The organism is Sodalis sp. RH16 (assembly GCF_047324245.1).
In the GTDB taxonomy this organism is placed as follows: domain Bacteria; phylum Pseudomonadota; class Gammaproteobacteria; order Enterobacterales; family Enterobacteriaceae; genus Acerihabitans; species Acerihabitans ligni.
In genome coordinates this window covers 4,107,569-4,128,629 of sequence record NZ_CP178737.1, presented here as the reverse complement: position 1 = coordinate 4,128,629, position 21,061 = coordinate 4,107,569, and the positions used below count along the sequence as shown (strand labels likewise).

The 21,061-nt window shown below is 52.8% G+C and carries 14 protein-coding genes; 6 read left to right on the top strand and 8 right to left on the bottom strand.

All coding sequences use genetic code 11. From position 1 onward, the window contains the following. Positions 1–2 precede the first annotated feature (2 nt). The 3 genes from ACL2XJ_RS18900 to ACL2XJ_RS18890 are packed head-to-tail and all read left to right on the top strand — an operon-like array spanning position 3 to position 2,712. A complete protein-coding gene (locus ACL2XJ_RS18900) occupies positions 3–974 on the top strand; it encodes an ABC transporter permease (RefSeq protein ID WP_413724124.1) in 972 nt (323 codons plus the stop codon). A 2-nt stretch (positions 975–976) separates the two neighbouring features. Continuing rightward, positions 977–1,834 carry a MurR/RpiR family transcriptional regulator gene (locus tag ACL2XJ_RS18895; RefSeq protein WP_132922115.1) on the top strand — a complete coding sequence of 286 codons (858 nt, stop codon included), beginning with the start codon at positions 977–979 and terminating at the stop codon, positions 1,832–1,834. Further along, the gene (locus tag ACL2XJ_RS18890) at positions 1,834–2,712 is read left to right on the top strand and encodes a PfkB family carbohydrate kinase (RefSeq protein WP_413724123.1); all 879 of its coding nucleotides are present in this window, start codon (positions 1,834–1,836) and stop codon (positions 2,710–2,712) included. Before ACL2XJ_RS18895 ends, ACL2XJ_RS18890 begins: the two co-directional genes overlap by 1 nt. A gap of 189 nt (positions 2,713–2,901) precedes the next feature. Here ACL2XJ_RS18890 and ACL2XJ_RS18885 read toward each other — a convergent pair whose 3' ends face one another. From ACL2XJ_RS18885 to katG, 5 genes are all read right to left on the bottom strand, one after another. Then, entirely contained in the window at positions 2,902–3,384 is a 483-nt protein-coding gene (locus ACL2XJ_RS18885) for a cold-shock protein (protein WP_413724122.1), read from the bottom strand. Positions 3,385–3,813: 429 nt separating this feature from the next. Then, complete coding sequence (gene pbpC / locus ACL2XJ_RS18880) at positions 3,814–6,180, bottom strand: penicillin-binding protein 1C (protein WP_413724121.1); 2,367 nt, start codon at positions 6,178–6,180, stop codon at positions 3,814–3,816. Between the two features lie 57 nt (positions 6,181–6,237). After that, positions 6,238–12,255: an alpha-2-macroglobulin family protein gene (locus ACL2XJ_RS18875; protein ID WP_413724120.1), complete on the bottom strand. Its 6,018-nt coding sequence runs from the start codon at positions 12,253–12,255 to the stop codon at positions 6,238–6,240. Positions 12,256–12,957: 702 nt separating this feature from the next. Then, positions 12,958–13,308: a YebG family protein gene (locus ACL2XJ_RS18870; RefSeq protein WP_413724119.1), complete on the bottom strand. Its 351-nt coding sequence runs from the start codon at positions 13,306–13,308 to the stop codon at positions 12,958–12,960. 207 nt (positions 13,309–13,515) lie between these two features. Then, on the bottom strand, positions 13,516–15,726 hold the full coding sequence (katG, locus tag ACL2XJ_RS18865; RefSeq protein WP_413724118.1) for a catalase/peroxidase HPI: 2,211 nt from the start codon (positions 15,724–15,726) through the stop codon (positions 13,516–13,518). Positions 15,727–16,137: 411 nt separating this feature from the next. On the opposite strand from katG, the gene ACL2XJ_RS18860 reads away from it, so the two are divergent. Beyond that, positions 16,138–16,779, top strand: a complete 642-nt coding sequence (locus ACL2XJ_RS18860) for an SDR family oxidoreductase (protein ID WP_413724117.1) — start codon at positions 16,138–16,140, stop codon at positions 16,777–16,779. A gap of 55 nt (positions 16,780–16,834) precedes the next feature. Here the strand turns inward: ACL2XJ_RS18860 and ACL2XJ_RS18855 are convergent, their stop codons facing one another. Next, a complete protein-coding gene (locus ACL2XJ_RS18855) occupies positions 16,835–17,560 on the bottom strand; it encodes a thymidylate kinase (RefSeq protein ID WP_413724116.1) in 726 nt (241 codons plus the stop codon). A gap of 153 nt (positions 17,561–17,713) precedes the next feature. On the opposite strand from ACL2XJ_RS18855, the gene ACL2XJ_RS18850 reads away from it, so the two are divergent. Together ACL2XJ_RS18850 and ACL2XJ_RS18845 are read left to right on the top strand one after the other, a co-directional pair. Further along, positions 17,714–18,427, top strand: a complete 714-nt coding sequence (locus ACL2XJ_RS18850) for a hypothetical protein (protein WP_413724115.1) — start codon at positions 17,714–17,716, stop codon at positions 18,425–18,427. Positions 18,428–18,471: 44 nt separating this feature from the next. Further along, positions 18,472–19,227, top strand: a complete 756-nt coding sequence (locus ACL2XJ_RS18845; protein ID WP_413724114.1) for a hypothetical protein — start codon at positions 18,472–18,474, stop codon at positions 19,225–19,227. 44 nt (positions 19,228–19,271) lie between these two features. Here the strand turns inward: ACL2XJ_RS18845 and ACL2XJ_RS18840 are convergent, their stop codons facing one another. Both ACL2XJ_RS18840 and ACL2XJ_RS18835 read right to left on the bottom strand, forming a co-directional pair. Next, positions 19,272–19,631, bottom strand: coding sequence for a diacylglycerol kinase (locus ACL2XJ_RS18840; protein ID WP_413724113.1), 360 nt, complete (start codon positions 19,629–19,631; stop codon positions 19,272–19,274). Positions 19,632–19,883: 252 nt separating this feature from the next. After that, a complete protein-coding gene (locus ACL2XJ_RS18835) occupies positions 19,884–21,008 on the bottom strand; it encodes an N-acetyltransferase (RefSeq protein WP_413724112.1) in 1,125 nt (374 codons plus the stop codon). Between the last annotated feature and the right edge of the window lie 53 nt (positions 21,009–21,061).

The following is a 21,061-nucleotide window of genomic DNA, read 5'->3' as shown; positions in this document are numbered from 1 at the left end:
CCATGAACGTTCAAGAGAATACCTTGCATAAAAGTTTTTATTCCAGATTTCGTAAATTTAATTTACGCGATGCGGGAACCCTGATTGGATTGATTATTATTGTCTGTGTATTTTCAGTGCTGTCGCCGGTATTTTTGACGATACCGAACCTGCTCAATATTCTTCAGCAATCTTCCATTAATGCCGCCATTGCCCTCGGTATGACCCTGGTCATCATTTCGGGCTGCATCGATTTATCGGTGGGTTCAACGGCCGCCTTCTCGGCGGTGGTGGGCGCTTCATTAATGGTGGCGGGCGTGCCCGTTTCAATTTCCATTATCGGCGCGCTGGCGGTTGGCATGCTGTGCGGCGCCTTCAGCGGCGTACTGGTGGCCTATGCCGGTCTTCAGCCGTTCATTGTGACCCTCGGCGGATTGTCCCTGTTCCGGGCCATAGCCCTTATCTGCACCGGCGGCAACCCTATCTTCGGTATCCCGCCGGATTTCAGGAATTTCATCAACGGTCAATTTCTTGGTGTTCCCTGTCCGATTATCATCGTCGCCATCATTGCCATCATCCTGTGGGTCATCATGAACAAGACGCCATTGGGTGAATATATCCTCGCGGTGGGTGGTAATCAGGAAGCGGCCAGGGTCGCCGGCGTACCGGTGGAAAAGACAAAAGTCATCGTATTTGTTATTTCCGGTCTTCTGGCATCCCTATCTTCCCTGATCCTCATTGCCCGGCTGGGAGCGGCGGAACCCACCCTGGGCAACCTCTGGGAACTGGATGCCATCGCGGCGGCGGCCATCGGCGGCGCATCGCTGATGGGCGGAAAGGGTAGTATACTGGGTACGATTGTCGGCGCGATAATTTTAGGTGCGCTGCGTAACGGATTGACTTTAATGAATATTCAGGCATTCTATCAACTGCTTGCAACCGGCCTGATTATTATTGTTGCCATGCTGATAGACAGAACCACCAGAGGTAAATAGCAATGAAATACGATCCACGTGCGATAGGCGCTCAAATCCGTATGCGGTTGCCCCAATTAACGCCGTTGGAAATAAAGGTTGTAGAGTCAATAACGTCAAAAGAAAATCTGTCGGAAAGCACACCGCTGAAGGATATTGCCACCGAAAACAATGTCTCAGAAGCCATGATTGTTAAATTAGCCAAGAAACTCAATTTCACCGGTTTCAGAGATTTTAGAACCAGCCTGGTGCATTATAATCACTCAGAGGTGGCGAATCTTCATAAAGAAATCTCTCCGGACGATTCTTCTGAAGAATTGCTGGGAAAAGTATTCAAGACGTCAATTCAAGCAATAGAAGAAACCAAAGCCATTATTGATATCAAGGCATTTGAGCGGGCGGCGGAGATTATTTTTCGCGCCCGGAATATCGATTTATACGGTGTCGGCGGATCGGCGCAGATTGCCAGAGATATGTCGCACAAGCTGTTGAAAATAGGCATTCGCGGGATGGTGCATGATGACTCCCACATGATGATGATGTCCGCATCCGTATTAAAAGATGATGATGTGGTGATCGCAATCAGCCACTCCGGCCGGACCAGGGCAGTCATTGAAGCGGTAAGGCTCGCATCGGGAAATGGCGCAAAAGTCATTACGATTTCCAATTATGTTGATTCGCCTATTGTGAAATATGCCGATGTGGAGCTCCATTCAACCTCCCAAGGTTCGCCTTTACTGGGTGAGAATGCAGCATCTCGTATAGCACAGCTCAATATATTGGATGCCTTGTTTGTCGCCATTGCCAAGAAAAACCTCAAGCTGGCGCAAGAAAACCTGAACAAGACGCAAATGGCGGTACGCAGCATGAGGGAAGAGTAATGGGCTTAAAAAAGATCCTGGTGGTAGGCAGTCTGCATTATGACATCATGGTGGATGCCCATCATCGGCCTGAAAAAGGCGAGACCGTTATCGGTCGCGGCTGTTCATATAAGTTTGGCGGCAAGGGCGGTAATCAGGCGATTGCAGCAGCCAAGACGGGAGCCGACGTCACGTTTTTGGGCGCCGTGGGGGCGGATGACAATGGGAAATTCCTGCTCACCACGTTGCAAACGGCCGGCGTAGATACAAAGCACGTCGAGATTATCCACGCCATTGCTTCCGGGATGAGCGTGGCCATTACCGATGCTGATGGCGATTATGGCGCGGTGGTGGTATCAGGGGCCAATACAAAAATCAATACTGATAGATTATCCGACGATACTGTCTGGTCAGATGTCGGCATGCTGATCTTGCAAAACGAGGTTCCCGAAGCGGTGAATTTGTCTGCCGCGCAAGAAGCCCGGCGTCGTCATGTTACCGTCTGTTTAAACGCTGCGCCGGCCAAAACCCTGTCGGCTGATTTCCAGCGCTGCATTGATGTACTGGTGGTCAACTCGGTTGAGGCGCGGGATATGTCCGGCGTGGCGGTAAACAGCCTCCATTCCGCCGGTGAAGCGGTCTTAGCGTTGAAAGCGCGTTTCCCCGTTGTGATAGTCACCGCCGGTGAATATGGTGTGGCTTTCTCCGATCGCTCAAATTCGTACGATTCACTGTCGGCGGAAAGAGTGAAATTAGTCAGCACCCATGGCGCCGGCGATTGCTTTATGGGCACATTCTGTAAGGCTTTCAATGAGGGCCGCCTGCTTAACGAGGCGATTGAGGCTGCAAACCATGCGGCGGCCATACACGTTTCCCAGCCCAAAACCGATAGGGATTAATAACTACGGGCGACGGCGGGAGAACCAATCATAGCTGCCGTCGGGGTATGCTCCCAAGCTGAACGCCCAGCCAGGTGGAAATGGAGTCTTGCAGGAGTATTGATTGCTCCGCCAGGGATAGTGTAATTATCCCGTATGCATGGGCTTTCTACGGTTTGTGGAAATCAGCTAAGAGCGGAATATAGTCATTCACACCCCGAGCATTTTCACCGTGGCATCCACGTCTATCTCATCCTCTGAGAAGATTAATGTCGTTCCCTGAAAGGTGGTAATCGCCAGTTTTTTCAGCGAGCGCATTTCACCAGGCTTCGCGGCTGATTTCGGCCTGATACTGCTCATCAGCACACCCACAGACAGTACCGCGTTCTCTTTATCAATGCGGGTATCGGCAGACACCTCTTCGCTGTAAACCAGGTAAGACTTGATCGACGTAAGCTTAAGGCGCTCGCCTGCGATATAGATGTATTTGCTTTTCGATACAACTTTCACGGCATAAGCTGACAAGCCCTTGTTATTAGTGGTGGCTTCGAAAGTCACCACCGCATCTTTCTTAATCAACTCCGGGTTGGCGACTTTAATCACATGAAAATAACGGTTATCACCGTTTTCATCTTTGATAAAGCCAAAACCTTTATCTTTAAACCACGTTGTGACCGTTCCGTTCATCGCCATTAACCCCCTGCTTACTCGTTTATCTACTCAGTTTTTGCAGCGCGCAGTGTAAAGCACAATGCCTGCGCAAACTACGTCTTTGGGTTAAGTCTGGATGATAAATTTCTGGTATGCGAGGGGAACGGCCATGTAAAGGCGTAAGCGACGCAGAGTGAAACGCTGCGGCCAGACGTGGCGAAAGAGTTAACCGTGGCTGTTGCAGTATAGGGGCTGACTGCTGGCGGGGGTTGTGGAAACGCTTAGCGGGTTCTGAAGTAATGCGCTCATGGCTACTCCTTGCATCCCGCTCCCTGTTGTTCTATTGACTGCCCCATCTTTAAGGTCAAATCAGCGTCATCCCGATTGGATTGAGCATTGACCCTGATACCTGCATGCGGCAAAGCTCTCCACTATGACAAACCCCGCTAAGCCGCTTACCCGAGCCGGTCCCTAATTCACAATCTCTATATTGACCCACCGGCTATCGGCGCGTCCGCGATCGTCGACCGCCCGGATGCGATAACGTCCCTTATTGATGGGCCGCCAATCGATTGCCGATTTATTGGCGGAGCTGCCAAGGTAGATCTCATCGACAAACCAGTACACCGTTTGGCTGTCGGCATCCGTTACCGCATTAAATGAAATCTGGTCTTGCCCCTGCTGTGATTGCCTCAGCGTATAAGTGGTATTCAGCAAAGGTGACGTAATGCGCGGCGGATTTCCGCTGACGTCCACAACGTCATCTTTACAGCGATTCACCGGTGGCTTGCGCTTGGGCAAACCGGCCTGCGCAAATACGTTTGCCAGATCCGACGGCCAGAACTCGAATACTTCGATACGGGTTTCCTCTTCATTGTAAGGCCGACAGGCTACCTCGCCGGTCAGTTTATCCAACCGCACCGGGCGGTAAACCGTGTCGACCTTGATCGGCGACTTACCGGGAATAAACCAGGCTTTTCCCTTCTGCTGACACCAGGGTGTCGATAAATCCCCGCTGGCGAGGCAGATTTCGACCCGCTTGAGCTGCTTGGGAAACGGATGTTTCGGTTCTTGCAAAGCGGGATAACTGGCGTTGATGCTATCGATGATATTGAAGAACAGCGGTGCGGCGGCATCCGTACCAACAAACACATTATTGCCTTTACTATCGAAATTCCCTTCCCACACCACCAAGACATAGGGACCAAAAATCCCGGCGCTCCAAGCATCGCGAAACCCCCACGAGGTACCGGTTTTCCAGTACACCGGCAACGCAGAGGGCTGCTGTACCAGCGTATCGCCGGGACGACGGTGCTGGCGCAGCATATCGAGTGTCATGAAACTGGCTTCTTCGCTCAATAACCTTGTCGGCGTTGGTGTCGGATCGTTTTTTTGCATCCGCAGCGGTAGGAGTTCGCCACGATTCGCCAGTAAAGCATACAGTTTTGCCACTTCCTGCATAGTCACCTCGCCGCCGCCCAATACCAGCGACAGACCATAGTGGTTCTCGCTGGACATATTGGAGATGCCGGAAACCCGCAGGAACTGATAGAACGTCGGCCGCCGAAGCTGCGAAGCGACATATACGGCGGGAATATTACGGCTGAAGTTCAGGGCATCGGTCCCGGTGACCGGTCCGAGAAAACGCCGGTCAAAATTCTCAGGCGCATAGGCGCCAAATGCCGACGGCACATCTTTCAGGATGGTCATCGGATGCAGCACCCCCTGCTCCATCCCCAGCGCATAAATAAAGGGTTTGAGCGCCGAACCCGGCGAACGTTTGGCAGTAGTGCCGTTTACTTGCCCCTGAATGCCGCGATTGTAATAATCGGCCGACCCCACCAGCGCACGTATGCCCATATCACGGGTATCCACCAGCAGCACGGCGGCATTATGGATGCCACGGCTCTCGTTACGGAGTATAAAGGCATTCATCTGCCGCTCGACAAGCCGTTGTAAACCAGCATCCAGTGTAGTGTCGATGCGGGTATCCGTGCCTATATAGTGCCGATTTTGCCGGCGGAGCTGCTCGATGAAATGCGGCGCGATATAAGGCATCTGCTCGGGCTGACGCAGCGCCAGGGGCAACCTGAACAATGCGTTCTGGCTGCTGTCGGCCGAGTAATACTTCTGCCAGCGTTGAAAGAGCCGGTTGCGCGCCTGCGCCAGCACGGCGCTTAGCACGCCGGTTTTGACATCAATACGATAACTCGGCGATTGCGGCAACACGGCCAGCGTCAGCGCCTCCGGCAAAGTCAGATCTTTCGGCGCCTTATTAAAATAAATCAAGCTGGCCGCGCCTATGCTTTCGATATTGCGGCCATACGGCGCGTAGTTAAGATAGGCTTCAAGAATGTCGTGTTTGGAATAAGCCAGTTCCAGCTGCACCGCACGCAGCACCTGCATTATTTTGCCCGACGGTGTTCGGGTGTTCAGATGCCAGCGCATGCGCGCCAGCTGCATGGTGATGGTCGAGCCACCCTGCCTTAGTCCACCCGCAACATAACTGCGCCAGAAACCCCGTATCAGGCTGAACGGGTTGAAGCCGGGGTTGTAGTAAAACCAGCGATCTTCATGCAGCAACAAGCCTTGAATCATCAATGAAGATACCTGTTCCAGCGGTGTCCACAAACGGTAGCGGTCGTCATTAGCGAGAGTGATACGCATCAGCGTACCCTGCCGGTCATAATAGACAGACGAAAAAGGCTGCTCCCGGGAAAGGGGCGGATGAGGATACAGACGGCACGCCAACGCGATCAGCGCCAGTAGAAAAACCCCCATGGCGATATTTTGCAGCAGGTATTTAATTGCTTTGGGAACAGAGTGAAAAATGTTCATTTTGTTACTCGGCACAGGTCACGCCCCGCAGCCACTGAAAGGGCGCGACCTGAGTTATTATTTTTTAGCCACAGCCGCGCTGTCAGCAGGCACGACCACCAGCTTACGGTCGCTGACCGACAGTGCCTGAATCTCGCGGTCATACATGGCTTCGCCATAAGCCGGCGGGATCACGAAGCTGCCGGTATTGGTGGCTTTAATCTGGTATATAAACTCCTGCACATCGGTGCTGGCGCTGCCATAGATAACAACACGATCCTCGCGAATATCGCTGTAATCCGGCGCCCAGGTGGAGCCGGATGCAGCCAGCGGCGATTGCCATGAGGCCGGGGCGTCACCGTCGCTGTCGTCAGAGTCCGGTTCCGGCGGCGTTTGCTGCACCACTTCAAAACCGCCCGGCAATAAATCGACAATCGCCAGATTGCTTTGGCCTTCTTTCGCGTTGGCGCGGATTTTCAGATGAACGTTTATCTTCTGTCCCAGTGTGACCTGATTAACAGGTTTGCCCTGTTCGTCGGTATAATCACGAGTAATTTCCAGACCGCGCGAAATGGCTTTTTTCGGCGCGCTCAGATCGTAACCGGCCTGCGTCACCACATACCAGGCCGGCGCGTCATTATCATTTTCAAAGCGGATTGCTTGCGCATCGGCAGTAAAGCGACCTTTGGCGAACAGTCCCTGCAGGCTGGAAATCACCTGAGAACCGATATCGCTGTTTTTGCCGATCTGCGTGATTTTCAGCGCGTCCGGCGTATTGGCTTGCGCCGCCACCTGAGCGGAATAACTCTCCAGCGCCAGAATACTCATCGCCGATGAATAGGTGGTATAACGCTCCTCTTTGAGAGCGCTGATCATATTTTCCAGCACCTGCGGCGGAATCGAGGATACTTTTTCCGGGAAGTGGCGGGCGATCAGATACAGCCGCGTGGCATCCTGTACCAGCGGGTCGAAGTAATTCTGCGTCCACCAGGATTTTCCATACGCATTGCTCAGTTGTTTCCAGATCGGCTGCAACAACGTGTTGGCCACATCATCCATTTTCAACAGACGATAGGACGATGCCAGATACAATGCGCTGAGATCGGTCGCCCAGCGGTCAGGATAGCGTTGCCGTAAGGTATCCTGCACCGAAGCCAGCTGGCTGGTGGTGATTTCCCCCTGACGGGTCAGCAGATAAACCGCCCACGCGCGCAGACGCAAAGAGTATAAATTTTCATTCTGATTGGCGGCCAGCCCGCGCAATGAGGCGTTGGCCTCTTCCAGCATACCGGCTGGCAGGGCATATCCCGAGGCTTTAGCTTCCAGCAGGAACTGCACCACATACGTCGTCACGAACGGATCGGTTTTCGGCGATGAGCGCCACAGGCCAATCGCACCGCTGTCATTCTGCCGCGAGCGCAGAACAGCAAGCATGTTTTTCAGCTGCTTATTGTTTTCTGCCTGGCTTGTATTGCCTTGCAGTTCCGGATGCAGACCTTCCAGGATCAATGGAATCGATCGGCTGACAATCTGCTCGGAACAGTAATAAGGATAATCCGCCAGATATTGCGACAACCCGCCGGCCAGCACTAATGGCGAGTTGGAGACCGCCGCCTTGCGCACCGCGTAGGCATCGAACATCTGGCGCAGATTATCGACGCTCTGGCTGCTGCCGCTCATGCGTCCCATGATGGATTGGGTACGGAATGGCATCGCCGGACGCACCGAGGTGCTGAGGGTTCGGCGGCTGGTCACGTCCCTGAATTCGTTATTCAGGATCCGGGCATCAAATACCAGCGGCGCATCGCCCGGAACGGCTTTGGCGCGCAAGCGGAAGCTGATCACGCCTTCACGTTTTTCAGCCAAAGACAGGGTTTGATCCGCGCTCCCGACCACTTCCAACTGAGGTGGAACGGTCAGATGCACCGCAATAGGCACTGTGCCGGCGTTCAGACCTTCGAGGTTGTTACTGACACCGACGCTGACATCGAATTCATCGCCGGGCGCGATCATCGACGGCACATTCGGCGTCATAATGACGCTGTCGCGCACGGTCGCCGAGGTCTGCGCTTTACCGATTTTGTCCGGCGTTACGGAAATCGCCATTACGCGAATTTTGCCATTAAAGTAATCCGGGACCGGATAGTCGAACTGCTTCTCGCCGTTTACTTCGGTAATACCGGACCAATATGCCACCGGCTTGTCGCGCTTGCGTTTGAACGGATTCACATTGACATCCAGCCCTTCGCCGCCGTCACCGCCCGGCGCAGCCGCCAGCTGCATAAACTTGCTGAACTCCGGCAGAATCAGGTCAAGGATTTGTGAGCTTTCAACCCCCAATATGCGTTTGCGGAAGAAGTACTCGAGCGGATCTTTCAGACGATAACGCCCCACCTGCAAAATACCTTCGTCGACAGCAAACAGCGCAACCTGCTGCGGGCCATCGGTATTCACGGTTATCGGAAGATTTTCCCCCGGTTTAATCACAGCAGGCGCAGCAATTTTTAAAGAGTTTTGACGAGACTGTGTGCTGACGCTGAACGGCATGACGCCATAGCTCAGCGGGCTCATGAAAATTTCATTGGAATTCACGTCACGCACGAACTGTACGTTGATATAGCCGTTGCCTTCCATGCCGGCCGGAATGCGGATCTTCTGCACCGAACTGGTGGTATCGGTGTGGAACCACTGCCAGCTGTAGACTTTTTCCCTTTCGATGGTAATCAATCCACTGCCGGTATACGGCGCGTTGATAGACACGTCGATTTCATCGCCCGGCAGGTATTTCGCCAAATTCAGCTTCAGCTTAAGTTCAGCATTACGATCCAGGGAGCGGCTGAGATTGGCGTCGCCGGCGACCGTATAGGCTATGCGGTTCAGCACTTTGCCCTGGGCGTTTTGAATCACCAGCACAAAATCGCCCGGCCTATCGGTTGCAAGGGTTATGTCATTGCTTTGCGCATTCAGTGCCAACGGCTGTTCCGACAACTGCACTTCTTTCAGTTTCGACTGATATTTGTAGACGCCGGAATCCTGCTTGGTCAGCACCGAAATGTATTTCTGCTCGACAAGCGCCATTTTCAAATCCGGCAACGCAATGCGCTTAAGCGCGGGATCGACGGCAATCATATCCAGATGCCGAACGGCAGCGCGGTTGATGTAGCCTAAATCGCCATCCGCTTTCACGCCCACCAGATAGTCATAAGGCGACACCAATACGCGGGCTGTGGCCGCCACGGAACGTCCGCCGCCCGCCGCAAAGGCTTCTGACAGCAATTGCAGCTGATACGTCGCGTCAGCATAAGATTTGAGATCCAGCGGTATATTCGCCGCGCCGCTGACATCGGTTGAGCGGTCCTCAAGCTCGGTCTCAAATCCGTCGCTGTTGCGGCGGTTTTCGTAAAACGCATATCCGGGGAACTGCTCAAAGCTGGGATACATCGGGCGCAACGTCAGTTTCGACGTCACCCGCCGGCCCTGCGCCGGCGTTCCGAACAGATTCTGGACATCGATATTGGCCTGCAGTTCCGACGGTTTGACCCAACCCTGCTTACGGTCCGGCGCCAATTGCAATTTCACTTTCAGTTGATCCGGCTCGAATTCTTTCACGTTCACCGCGGTATGACCCAGCAGCGTGGACGATTCATTGTTTTTGCCAACCAGATACAGATAGACGTTCCATTCACCCGTCGGAGAATTGTCGTCGGTGGTGTAGCTCAGCTCATTGAAGCCACTGTCGCCCAGCGTCAGCGGAATAGTGTTCATCAGTTTGTCGCGCGGGTCGTGAATTTCAGCGCGCACCGGCACGCCGGCTAATCCCGTACGCCAGTCGGCAGCGCGGGTAATCAGGCCGATATTAAAAGTGTCCCCCGGGCGGTACACGCCACGATCGGAGAACAGATAGCTGCTCAGCGCGCGCGGATCGTCCGGCGTTTCATCACCGTCGACGTCGAAACGTGAGAAGTCCAGGCCGCGGTCATTGTTACGACCGGCTGGCAGAAATGAAACATCGCCCTCTTTTTCCACCAGGAATATGACCGGCTGGCGCTCGTTGGTGTAGACATCCAGCGGCGGGAAACGCACATGGCCGTCGGCGCCGGTGGTTTGATTCAGCAGCGTGGCGCCGTTTTTGGCGATAACCGACACTTTGGCGCCGTTGACCGGCGTACCGTTGTGAATCGATTGCACAAATACGTCGCGGGTCTTATCCTGCGAACGCTTGGCGATAATCCCCAAATCAGTCACGACCACAAAGCGCGAATCGCCGACCGGCGCTTCATCTCCGCCCCGGTATTCCTCCTGATATTGATAGCCATGATCGGTGGCCGGGGTATCTTTCTTTTCCTTTGGATCCCAAGGTGAGAGCGTCAGCAGGAAGACGCCGCGATGCGAGCTTGGATCGGTGGATAAATAACGCGAGAGATCGACGCCCTGATAATTCACCTCGCCCGGTTTGTCGTTATTTACCGCTGCCCGGTATTTGAAGTGTTCGGTAAAATACTCGTCATTCAGGCGGTTGAATTCCGCCGATGAATATTCACGGCTCTTGAATGAAACGATATGTTGCAGCTGGCTCGGGATCACCCGTTTGATATCGAGACGCAGCCCCGGCACATTACGCGCCGCGATACTGATTTGCTTGTCGCCGTTAACCGACAACAGCGATCCTTGCGACATGAATTGCAGGGATTTTGGATAATCCGGGACCTGCACGATACGGTAGACCTTTTCCGGCATTTTATAGCCGCCGGAAGAGGTCAATATATTATCGATTTCAACCAGCATAGCGCGGTGCGCAGGCGCATCGAAGCGAAAGCTGAACTGAGGCTGGGCGTCATTTTCCGCCTCATCAAGCTTGATATCCAGCGGCGTGGATAACGCGAATACATTGTTTTCAACGCTCGACACGTCCCAGTGGGCATAATCATCCGGGCCTTGACCGGTTTCATGATCATTGGGGTTGTGCTGCGGCAACAACCAGACTTTCACCGCGCGGCGAATGTCTTTATCTTTAACCGCATCGCTGAAAGCAATAATCAATGCGCGCTCGCCTTTCGCACCCTCGGCGTCGACGACCTGCGCGCTGGCTTCATTTACCTTCAGGCTGTAGAGCGTCGGTACGGAAACCCGGCTCTCACGGGCCAGCGTGGTGGCATTCGACGGCACTGAAGCTTTAACGCCCTTACCGATGGCGATATGCACCGAACCGCCGTGGTCAAAGGATTTAAGCGGTTCGGAATGCACCCAGGCGTTGAGCTTTTTCTGGTCATAGACCACGGAATAATTGAGCTTTGATTCGGTTTTGGCTCCGCCTTGGGTCAGGCCGAGGGCGATTTGCTTTTCGAAACTGGCGACATCCACCGGCGCATTGAATTTGACGTTGAAAATTGCGCTTCGTTTCTGCGGCTCCTGCGGGTCTTGGTAATATTCGGCTTCGCCAAATTTATAATCGAACTCCGGTACGCTGAAGCCATAACCGGTTACCTTCAGCCTGTTTTGCGGCGCGAGCAGGAGGCCGGGAGTGAAATCCACTTCATAGCCGGCGCCCATCGGCAACGGATTTTTCGGCGTGAAGACTAGCGTATCGCCGCTTACCCATTGCCACTCGCCCTCGATAGCCGGTTTCAGCGAAATGCCCCTACCCACCACTTTGCCTACGTCTGTCAGTGGTGCGGCGGAGTAGTTGAAAGTAAAAACGACCCGCTGCGGCGCAGCCTTTTGCGCCGTGTAATTCACCGTTTCAGGGTTGCTGACGCGTATGCTGGTATTTTGGTACACCATCGGCGCCGGCACTATCGGCTGCGGCCGGTTTTGCCACCAATGCCAGCCGTAAACGGCCGAGCCAGCGGCGCAAACCAAGACCAATACCGTTATGCCGATGGCTTTCGGATGCCGGTCCATCCCTTGGTCGGCATGCTGACAGCCGCGCCTGAGCCAGCCGGACATCGCCACCCACCAGGCCGGCGCGCGCCAGTCGATATTACCGACAATCGGCTTGAGAACGCGGCACAGCAGCGCCAGGATAACGGAAAGCGCCCAAATGCCGCATTTTATCAGGGTAAAGGGCAAGCGTAGCAAGAATCTGAGTAAATCCATTAGTAGAGGTATCCCTAATCCCTTTAAGGGATATTTGTTCAACTTAATAAAAAAGCAAAATGAAGTAATACGCTAAGAAGTAATGTTATTTAGAAAAATTATTATAGCAGTGAGCAATTGTGACATCGTCATTTTACCTATACTGAAACTGAATCGCCATAGGCTCCGACGATTTTTAATCGCGCCACCGTTATACATAAACACCCAGTTGTTATATTTAACATTTGATAATCGCGACAGGCATATAAAAACAATTATAACATCCCGCGAGAACGTTCCTTGGCTAAGACCCTGATTTCCTGGCTAAAGCCCTGTATCGACGACGCAACATCATCAATGGCAGAGGTTGAAGAATATCATTATTAAGACGCGGGCACACCGCGGCTGACAATTATTTAAATATGATGCCAGTCACACAATAGCTAAAACATCATGATTCCACTATCCGTTTTTATTACCGGAAATAACACGCGCCCACCCTGTGGCGGGCCGAGGTCATAGCGCTCGCTTACCACCTGAAAATATTTGGCATGGGAATATGATAGGCATCGTTATCAGCGAGTATAAAGCGGGGATCTTGCCGGCTGAGCCGGACTGGCTATGCGTGTGTTCTTGCAAGAATGTGCTGCTTTTCATGCATCAACGCCGCCAGGGGTTATCACTAACGGCGCTGTTCAGTACTTGTGTAACTATCGAAGGGAATCAGGCTGCTTTCACCGCTCTGATTTTTTTTGTGCCGGCATCAGCATCAGCATCAGCATCGGCATCGGCATCCATGCTTTCCGGTTCATCTGAAGGAGCCTGAGCGCCGGCGGCTTCCGGCAATTTGCTGGTACGCAGGATATGCTGAACATTATCTTTATGCTCGGCCAGATAGAGACCCAGATTTTCAGCCTGCGTTTCATCCAGCTGCATCCCGCTGTTCAACAGCCAATCGCTGAACGCTTCAGCCATATCAAGCATCTTGTCGTAGGCCTCAGCTTCTTTCTTACTGGCAAATGTCATTTTCTCTTCACCCTTTCTGACGACCACATATTTTATTTCAATAGCCATAACCGCCTCCAATACTGTAATTATAAACAGTATATCAGCAAATGCCGCTCATCGTCCACTACACATTTAACGGCCGGCTCAGACTACTGACAATTATACCCGCCGCCAAGAAGGCGGGACATATTGCCAACAAGCTCAGCCCGCCTCAGTTCCCTGACGCGGGCTGTTTGCGTGGTGATTTCAGTCTTTGCAACCGGTCAATACCGCTTAGATGTCGAATCGATCCAGATTCATCACTTTCGTCCAGGCCGCGACAAAGTCCTTAACTAACTTTTCTTTGGCGTCGCTGCTGGCGTAAACCTCCGCGCAAGCGCGCAATACGGCATTCGAACCAAATACCAGGTCGGCACGGGTTGCGGTAAATTTGACCTCTCCGCTGAGGCGATCGCGTCCTTCGAAGCGTTCTCCGGAGGAGTCCGTTGCTTTCCATTCAGTGCGCATATCGAGCAGGTTTACGAAGAAGTCAGTGTTAAGCTCGCCCACGTTGTGCGTGAAAACACCTTGCCGGCTGCCATCGTAGTTTGCTCCAAGCACCCGCAGTCCACCGATAAGCACCGTTAATTCCGGCACGGTCAGAGTAAGCTGCTGAGCCTTGTCGATGAGGAGATCTTCAGTGGATGTACCGTCGGCAACACCGCGATAGTTACGGAAACCATCCGCTTTTGGTTTGAGGAATTCAAACGATTCAATATCGGTCTGATCCTGGCTAGCATCCACGCGACCGGCGGTGAAAGGCACTTCAATCTCAACGTTGACCGCTTTCGCTGCCTGTTCAACACCCACCACGCCGGCCAGAACGATCACATCCGCCAGAGACGCTTTCTGGAATGATTGTTGTATCGATTCCAAAGTGGGGAGTACGCGGGCGGCGATGGCGTTTACACTCCATTCTCTTTGCGGCAGCAGCGCCAGCCGTGCGCCGTTTGCGCCGCCCCGCTTGTCTCCGCCGCGAAAGGTAGAAGCCGAAGCCCACGCCACCGAGGTCAGTTCACCGACGGTAAGGCCGGAAGCAGCGATTTTTTCTTTCAGCAGTTCGATATCGGCGGCCGTCGGCTGATACACCGGGGCCGGCAGAGGGTCTTGCCAGATTAAGTCTTCTTTTGGCACTTCCGGACCGATATATCGCGCTTTTGGCCCCATGTCCCTGTGGGTCAATTTGTACCACGCCCGCGCGAAAGCTTCATTGAAGGACTGCGGATCGCCATGGAAACGACGGGATATCTTTTCAAACTCCGGATCGAAACGAAGCGTCAGATCGGTGACCAGCATGGTAGGTTTACGCTTCTTCGCCGCATCGAACGGGTCGGGAATACTCTCCGGCGCATCTTTGGCCTCAAACTGGATAGCGCCGGCGGGACTGCGTGTCTGTACCCATTCAAATTTGAAGAGATTTTCGAAGAAGTTATGGCTCCACTGCGTTGGCGTCTGGGACCAGGCCACTTCCAGGCCGGAAGTGATGGCATCAGCCCCGGCGCCGGTTCCATAACTGCTTGCCCAGCCCAGGCCTTGCGCTTCAATAGGCGCGGTTTCAGGGTCGACACCGACATGAGTGGCGGGACCTGCGCCATGGGTTTTGCCCAGCGTATGGCCACCGGCGATTAACGCAACAATCTCTTCATCGTTCATCCCCATATTGCCGAAGGTGGCACGGATAGCCGGGGCCGCCGAGGCAGGATCGCCACTGTGATTCGGGCCTTCGGGATTGACGTAAATCAGCCCCATTTCCGTTGCGCCCAACGGCGATTGGGCCAGCAATTCAGGATGGCGGTGTTCAAGCCAGGTTGTCTCGTCGCCCCAGTTCACGTCCAGATCGGGTTCCCATACGTCTTCACGCCCGGCGCCAAAGCCAAAGGTACGGAAACCGGAATTTTCCAAAGCGACGTTGCCTGCAAGGATATAGAGGTCGGCCCAGGAAATTTTTTGACCATATTTTTGCTTCACCGGCCACAGCAAGCGGCGCGCCTTGTCGAGGCTCACATTGTCCGGCCAGGAGTTCAACGGGGCGAAGCGCTGCTGGCCGCGGCCCGAACCACCGCGCCCGTCGACGGAGCGATACGTCCCTGCGCTGTGCCACGCCAAGCGGATGAAAAGGCCGATATAGCTGCCCCAGTCGGCGGGCCACCAGGGTTGCGAATCAGTGAGCAGCGCTTTGAGATCGGCCTTGAGCGCCGAATAGTCTAGCTTGGCGAACTCCTTACGGTAATCAAACGATTCGCCCAACGGGTTAGAGCGGTTTGAGTGCTGTGTCAGGAGGTCGACTCTAAGCTGGTTAGGCCACCAGTCCCGATTGCTTGTCCCGCCGCCGGACGTTTTATTGGAATTTCCCTCATGAAAAGGACATTTACTGACAGATGCTTCTCTATCTGCTTCAACGATAGGCTTTGCATCTTTTGCATCTTCATCGATAGAATTGCTCATGACATGCTCCTTTTAAGTATTCTCAATGCTACTCTATACGCGGATTTCACTCAGTCACAGCTGAATTACCCTATGTATTTGATAGACCTTCCCATGGGATTTCAGCGTCCATCCCCCGGGTTTTAATCATGAAAGCAGTCTCCTTTACCCTATATTGCCAGTTAATGACAAAATTATTCCCTGTCGGAGACGCAAAATCAGAAAAGCCCGCGTACGCATTAACCCCGCAGCTAGGGTAGGATCATATCTCGGCTTTATGGCCGCCGAAGTGGTCGATAAGCCTGGGTCGCATATCTTTCCTCGTTTTGGCGCGCACGCTCCTTGAGGTTGCAAGCGGCCACGGGCTGCGGCGGCGGATGGCCTTTAAACGTCATTCTCCAATGGGGAGATATCGAGGAAAAGGAGCCCGTCATGAGCAAGATTCTCGTTCTTGGTGCTGCCGGAAAGATAGCGCGGCACGCGATCCATCAGTTTCTCGGGCAGGAAGGTGTCATTCTTACCCTCTATCTGCGAAAGTCGGGACGTCTGCAGAAGCTTGCGGGCGATAGTGTTGAAGTCATCGAAGGCGATGTCACGGATACGCGCCATTTGCAGGAGGCGGCACGAGGACAAGAAGTCGTTTACGCCAATCTGGCGGGCGACAATATCGAGGAGCAGGCCAAATCGGTGGTCGAGGCGCTTGAAGCTGCGGGCGTAGGGCGTCTGATCTGGATCTCAACCCTGGGTATCTATGACGAGGTCCCAGGCGCATTCGGCAAGTGGAACCATGAAATGCTCGATGACGGCTATCTCGAACCCTACAGCGCAGCCGCCAAGGTTATCGAGTCCTCGACGCTCGACTACACGATTGTGCGGCCGGCCTGGCTGACCGACAGCGACGAGGTGGATTATGAGCTCACCCAGAAGGGGGAGCCATTCAAGGGTACCGAAGTCTCCCGCCAGAGCGTTGCCGATCTTGTCGTGAAACTGGCGCAAGATCCGACGCGCGACGTGCGGGCCTCCGTGGGCATTAACAAGCCGGACACCGATGGCGACAAGCCGTCTTGGTACTAATCGCCGCGCAATCATGCCTAATGGAAACGTCGGTTCCTGCGGGAGTGGATAATGGCTATGAGTTGACGACGGGCTTACCTTCGTCAACATAGCTATATCCACGCGATGCCATAAACTTCGATACGGCCTCTTCAGCGGCGCAAAACACTTCATCAAGGGACTTATTGGCGTCGATATCGACAATTTGGGCGCCTTCGAAAGTCAGCAGCGGAGTAACGGCAATTTTTTTGGCAAGGGATTCTTGTCGATGATCGGGCTTGCGGGCGCAGGCAACATCAAGATCAACATTCAGTTTTAGCACCAAATCCGGCTTATGGCCGGCCATCCATCGAAAAGCGGCACGTTCGCGGCCCGCCAGCCAGGTAACAAAGCGGCTGCCCGGCGCGTTGGCCGGAAGTACCGTGCCATCATAACCACCCGGTATTTGCACCTGTGGAAAACGATCGGTCAAGATCAGTAGCCCGCGCCGACGAAAAGCCAGCATGCGGCGAAAGCGCAATAATCGCCGCAGCACGAAAGACATGATGACCAAGGCAGGCAGCGGGCCGGGAAGAGACTTGCTTATATTGGCCTTATTAACTTCAATAGACTTGCCTAGGGAATTACCTAAAACGGGGAGCTTCACCATCGCACGGGCGACATTTCCTGCTTGTTTACCCAAGTGAACCCTTGCCGCGGGTCCATATTTTTTTACATAGTCAATAAGATGTTCGCAGACAGTGGATTTTCCGGAACCATCGCTGCCAATAACCGCTATGATCGGTGGGAGTTTTGAATGCATAAAACACTCTCTTATCTAAAAATCCCCAAGAATATATCGTTTGAAAAGGGGAAAATCGCTATTAATTGTTGTGACGGCCAAGTGGAACAAATATCTTGAACCCAGGAAGGATTAGCATACAATAGTTTTTTTTTAGATATTGGATTTTTTGATGTGAGTCAACAGATTAGCCCCCTTGCCGATAATGCTCCGCTGCGAGTGATAGCAATAACGGGTTGTGATGGTTCCGGTAAATCGACTTTAGCCGCCAGTCTGGTAAGACAACTCTCTTCCCAAGGCTCGACGGAACTGTTTTATCTTGGGCAGTCGTCGGGACGCATTGGCGAATGGATCAGCAGCCTACCCGTTATTGGCGCTTCCTTTGGCCGCTATTTGCTGGCGAAGTCTGAGCGGGTACATGATAATCCATCGACACCCCCAGGCAATGTAACGGCGCTGGTGATCTATCTACTGTCTTATTGGCGAACCTACAAATTCCGGCGAATGCTGGCGAAGAGCCAACAGGGGCATTTGCTGATTACAGATCGTTACCCGCAGGCTGAAGTGGCCGGGTTTCGTTTTGATGGTCCGCAGTTGGCAAAAACGGTTGGTGGTAACGGTTGGGTGCGCGCGCTGAGAAAACATGAGCAAAAACTCTACCGGTGGATGGCCTCTTATCAGCCACTCTTATTGATTCGGCTGGATATTGATGAACAAACGGCGCATTCGCGCAAGCCTGATCACAAGATCTCCGTTTTACGTGAGAAGATTACCGTCATACCGCACCTTACTTTTAATGGCGCGAAGATTCTTGACTTAGATGGTCGAGAGCCGGCGAGTGAAATCCTTGACGAGTCGTTACGTGCGATTCGGGCCTCTCTTACGTAGTCATGCGTTTCGGCTTATGATTACCTTTTAATATATTGAAATAAATGCAAAAAGATAGCTTGAATACAACAAACGAACCTTCCCCGGCCTATATTGCCGGGCTTGTCGCGGTAGTGGGCTGTGACGGCACGGGTAAATCGACGCTGACCGCGGACCTGGAAAAACATCTGCGGACACATTGGGTGACCGAGCGTCGTTACTTAGGGCTCCTCTCCGGTGAGACCGGCGATAAAATCAAACATCTGCCTTTGATTGGCGTATGGCTCGAGCGGCGCCTGGCCGCCAAGTCCGGGAAGACTCAGAACATGAGCAGCAAGTCTCCGGCGCTCTGGGCTGCGTTGATCATGTACGGGTTCTCACTGTTTCGTGCCGCTAATCTACGCAAGGTACAGCGTCTGGCCCAGAGCGGCGTGTTGGTTATCAGCGATCGCTATCCGCAGGCAGAGGTTTCAGGGTTTTATTATGATGGGCCCGGCATTGGCGTGGAGCGCGTGGCGGGCTGGCTGATGACGCGTTTAGCGGCTCGCGAGCGGCGATTGTATCAGCAGATGGCCTTATGCCGCCCCGAATTAATCATTCGCCTTGATATTGATGTCGGCACCGCCTTTTCGCGTAAACCGGACCATAGTTACGAGGAATTGCGGGATAAAATCGGCGTCATGGTCAAGCTTCGGTACAATGGCTCAAAAATACTCGATCTGGATGCCAGAGCGCCCTACAGCGAGGTGCTGGAAAAAGCACTGGATGCCATATCTTCAGTTGCCGTAGCCTCTCGGCGCAGGGATAAAGCCATCGCGTAACCATATTGCTTTTGCCGTACAATGCAGTGTGGACTCCATAAGCATCAAAAAATAATAATTAACCAAATTATTATCGTCATCACTACTGTTACTAACTGCGCCGCGCCACCCAAATCTTTTGCCCGCTTTGATAGGGGATGTAAATCCAAGGAAACACGATCTACCACGGTTTCGATAGCTGTGTTAAGTAACTCAACCACCAGTAAAAGAAAACAGCTGGAAATTAAGAATAAGCGCTCTATCTTTGTAACGTCCAAAAAAAATGCGATGATCACTAATACTGAGTTAATAATAAACAACTGGCGAAACGCATCTTCCGTTAGCAAAGCATCAGCAAGCCCAGCCAGCGAGTTATTTATACTGCTTATTAATCGTTTGATGCCTTTCTTCTTCTCAAATGCCATGAATATGTGCTCTTATAAAAATGAAAGCGATCGGACGTTATCTCATGACAACCGATTAGATATGCTAATGTTTAGCGACAAAAACATTACACATAACCTATTAAATCGCCGTTCACTTGCCAGCGTTGACTTACAACCGGCCAAAGGCACCCCAGGCTAGACGTTCCCAGGGGCCAGGGCGGGCACCTTTTGTGCCCGGCCGTTATCATCTACGTGAAGGCCTCAAGGACAAGACGACGCCTATACGCCGGGTTAAAGCTGCTTTTCGTACAAACGATAACGCTTATAGGGAATCGCACCAATCCGCTCCAAGATCGTCCGCATGCCGGCATTAGACTCCAGGATCCAAGACATCTCTACAGCAGCGATATTCCGCTTCGCAAAGGAGTCACGTAGCGCCTCAATCAACAGCAGCGCCATAACCGGCCCCAGACGACTGAATTGATACTCTTGCCGAACCCCCATCAAGGGCACTCTGGCGGTACGTACACCACGAACTTTCAAACGCCATAATAGCTTCGCCCAGCCAAAGGGGAGTAAACGCCCCTCTAAATCTGCGATAGCCTCATTAATATTTGGCAAACCAACAATAAAGGCACAAGGAACGGAGTCTATCTCGGCAATATAAATCATGTCGTCCGGCACCAATAACTTCAGTTGCTCCCCCATGGTGGCAAACTCAAACTCGGTAAAGGGTACAAATCCCCAGTTGTTCTGCCAGCCAGAGTTGAAGATCTGACGCAAAATCTGCATTTCCTCACTAAAATGCTTACGATTGAGCCGGCGGATGGTCACCTTTTTACGCGCTTGCTCCATAAGCTTGTTTAATACCGGAGGAAAATGCAGGCTTGCAACTTGCATCCAGTAGGCCAACAAATCAATGCCTTGCGTATATCCTTGCTGCTCCACACCCGCGGCATAATAAGGCTTGCCGTGCGTCATTAATGCAGATGGCGGAGTATCGAACCCATCAACCAGCAAGCCGCTTTCCTGGTTAATATTAAGACTGAACGGCCCGGTGATTTTTCGTGCTCCTTTAGACTGCAACCACTCTTCTGCAGCAGCAAATAGCGCGCTGAATACTTCTTGATCATCGATGGCATCAATCATCCCAAAATGCCCGGTATCCTCACCATAAAGTTCGCGGTGCAAGGTATCGATTTGAGCGGTTATCCGCCCGACAATCTTATCCCCTTTTTTAGCTACCCACGCTTGCCATTCGATATGTTTAGTACCTGGATTTTTGTGAGAAAGATGCTCTGCACGCTCGAGATACAAGGGTTCAATCCAATTTGGATCATCGCGATATAGTGAAGAAGGAAAAGCGATGAATGCCTTAAGCCCACGCTTGTCCATGATTTTTTCAATGCGGACCATAAACACCCTTAAATCTCTAGAATTTACTGAAAAAAAAGCACAATAAACCGGCA

Bases quoted from the DNA above. Each gene is read 5' to 3' on its own strand.
- ACL2XJ_RS18900 (WP_413724124.1), top strand. From the start codon at position 3: ATGAACGTTCAAGAGAATACCTTGCATAAAAGTTTTTATTCCAGATTT.
- ACL2XJ_RS18895 (WP_132922115.1), top strand. From the start codon at position 977: ATGAAATACGATCCACGTGCGATAGGCGCTCAAATCCGTATGCGGTTG.
- ACL2XJ_RS18890 (WP_413724123.1), top strand. From the start codon at position 1,834: ATGGGCTTAAAAAAGATCCTGGTGGTAGGCAGTCTGCATTATGACATC.
- ACL2XJ_RS18885 (WP_413724122.1), bottom strand. From the start codon at position 3,384: ATGGCGATGAACGGAACGGTCACAACGTGGTTTAAAGATAAAGGTTTT.
- pbpC (WP_413724121.1), bottom strand. From the start codon at position 6,180: ATGAACATTTTTCACTCTGTTCCCAAAGCAATTAAATACCTGCTGCAA.
- ACL2XJ_RS18875 (WP_413724120.1), bottom strand. From the start codon at position 12,255: ATGGATTTACTCAGATTCTTGCTACGCTTGCCCTTTACCCTGATAAAA.
- ACL2XJ_RS18870 (WP_413724119.1), bottom strand. From the start codon at position 13,308: ATGGCTATTGAAATAAAATATGTGGTCGTCAGAAAGGGTGAAGAGAAA.
- katG (WP_413724118.1), bottom strand. From the start codon at position 15,726: ATGAGCAATTCTATCGATGAAGATGCAAAAGATGCAAAGCCTATCGTT.
- ACL2XJ_RS18860 (WP_413724117.1), top strand. From the start codon at position 16,138: ATGAGCAAGATTCTCGTTCTTGGTGCTGCCGGAAAGATAGCGCGGCAC.
- ACL2XJ_RS18855 (WP_413724116.1), bottom strand. From the start codon at position 17,560: ATGCATTCAAAACTCCCACCGATCATAGCGGTTATTGGCAGCGATGGT.
- ACL2XJ_RS18845 (WP_413724114.1), top strand. From the start codon at position 18,472: ATGCAAAAAGATAGCTTGAATACAACAAACGAACCTTCCCCGGCCTAT.
- ACL2XJ_RS18840 (WP_413724113.1), bottom strand. From the start codon at position 19,631: ATGGCATTTGAGAAGAAGAAAGGCATCAAACGATTAATAAGCAGTATA.
- ACL2XJ_RS18835 (WP_413724112.1), bottom strand. From the start codon at position 21,008: ATGGTCCGCATTGAAAAAATCATGGACAAGCGTGGGCTTAAGGCATTC.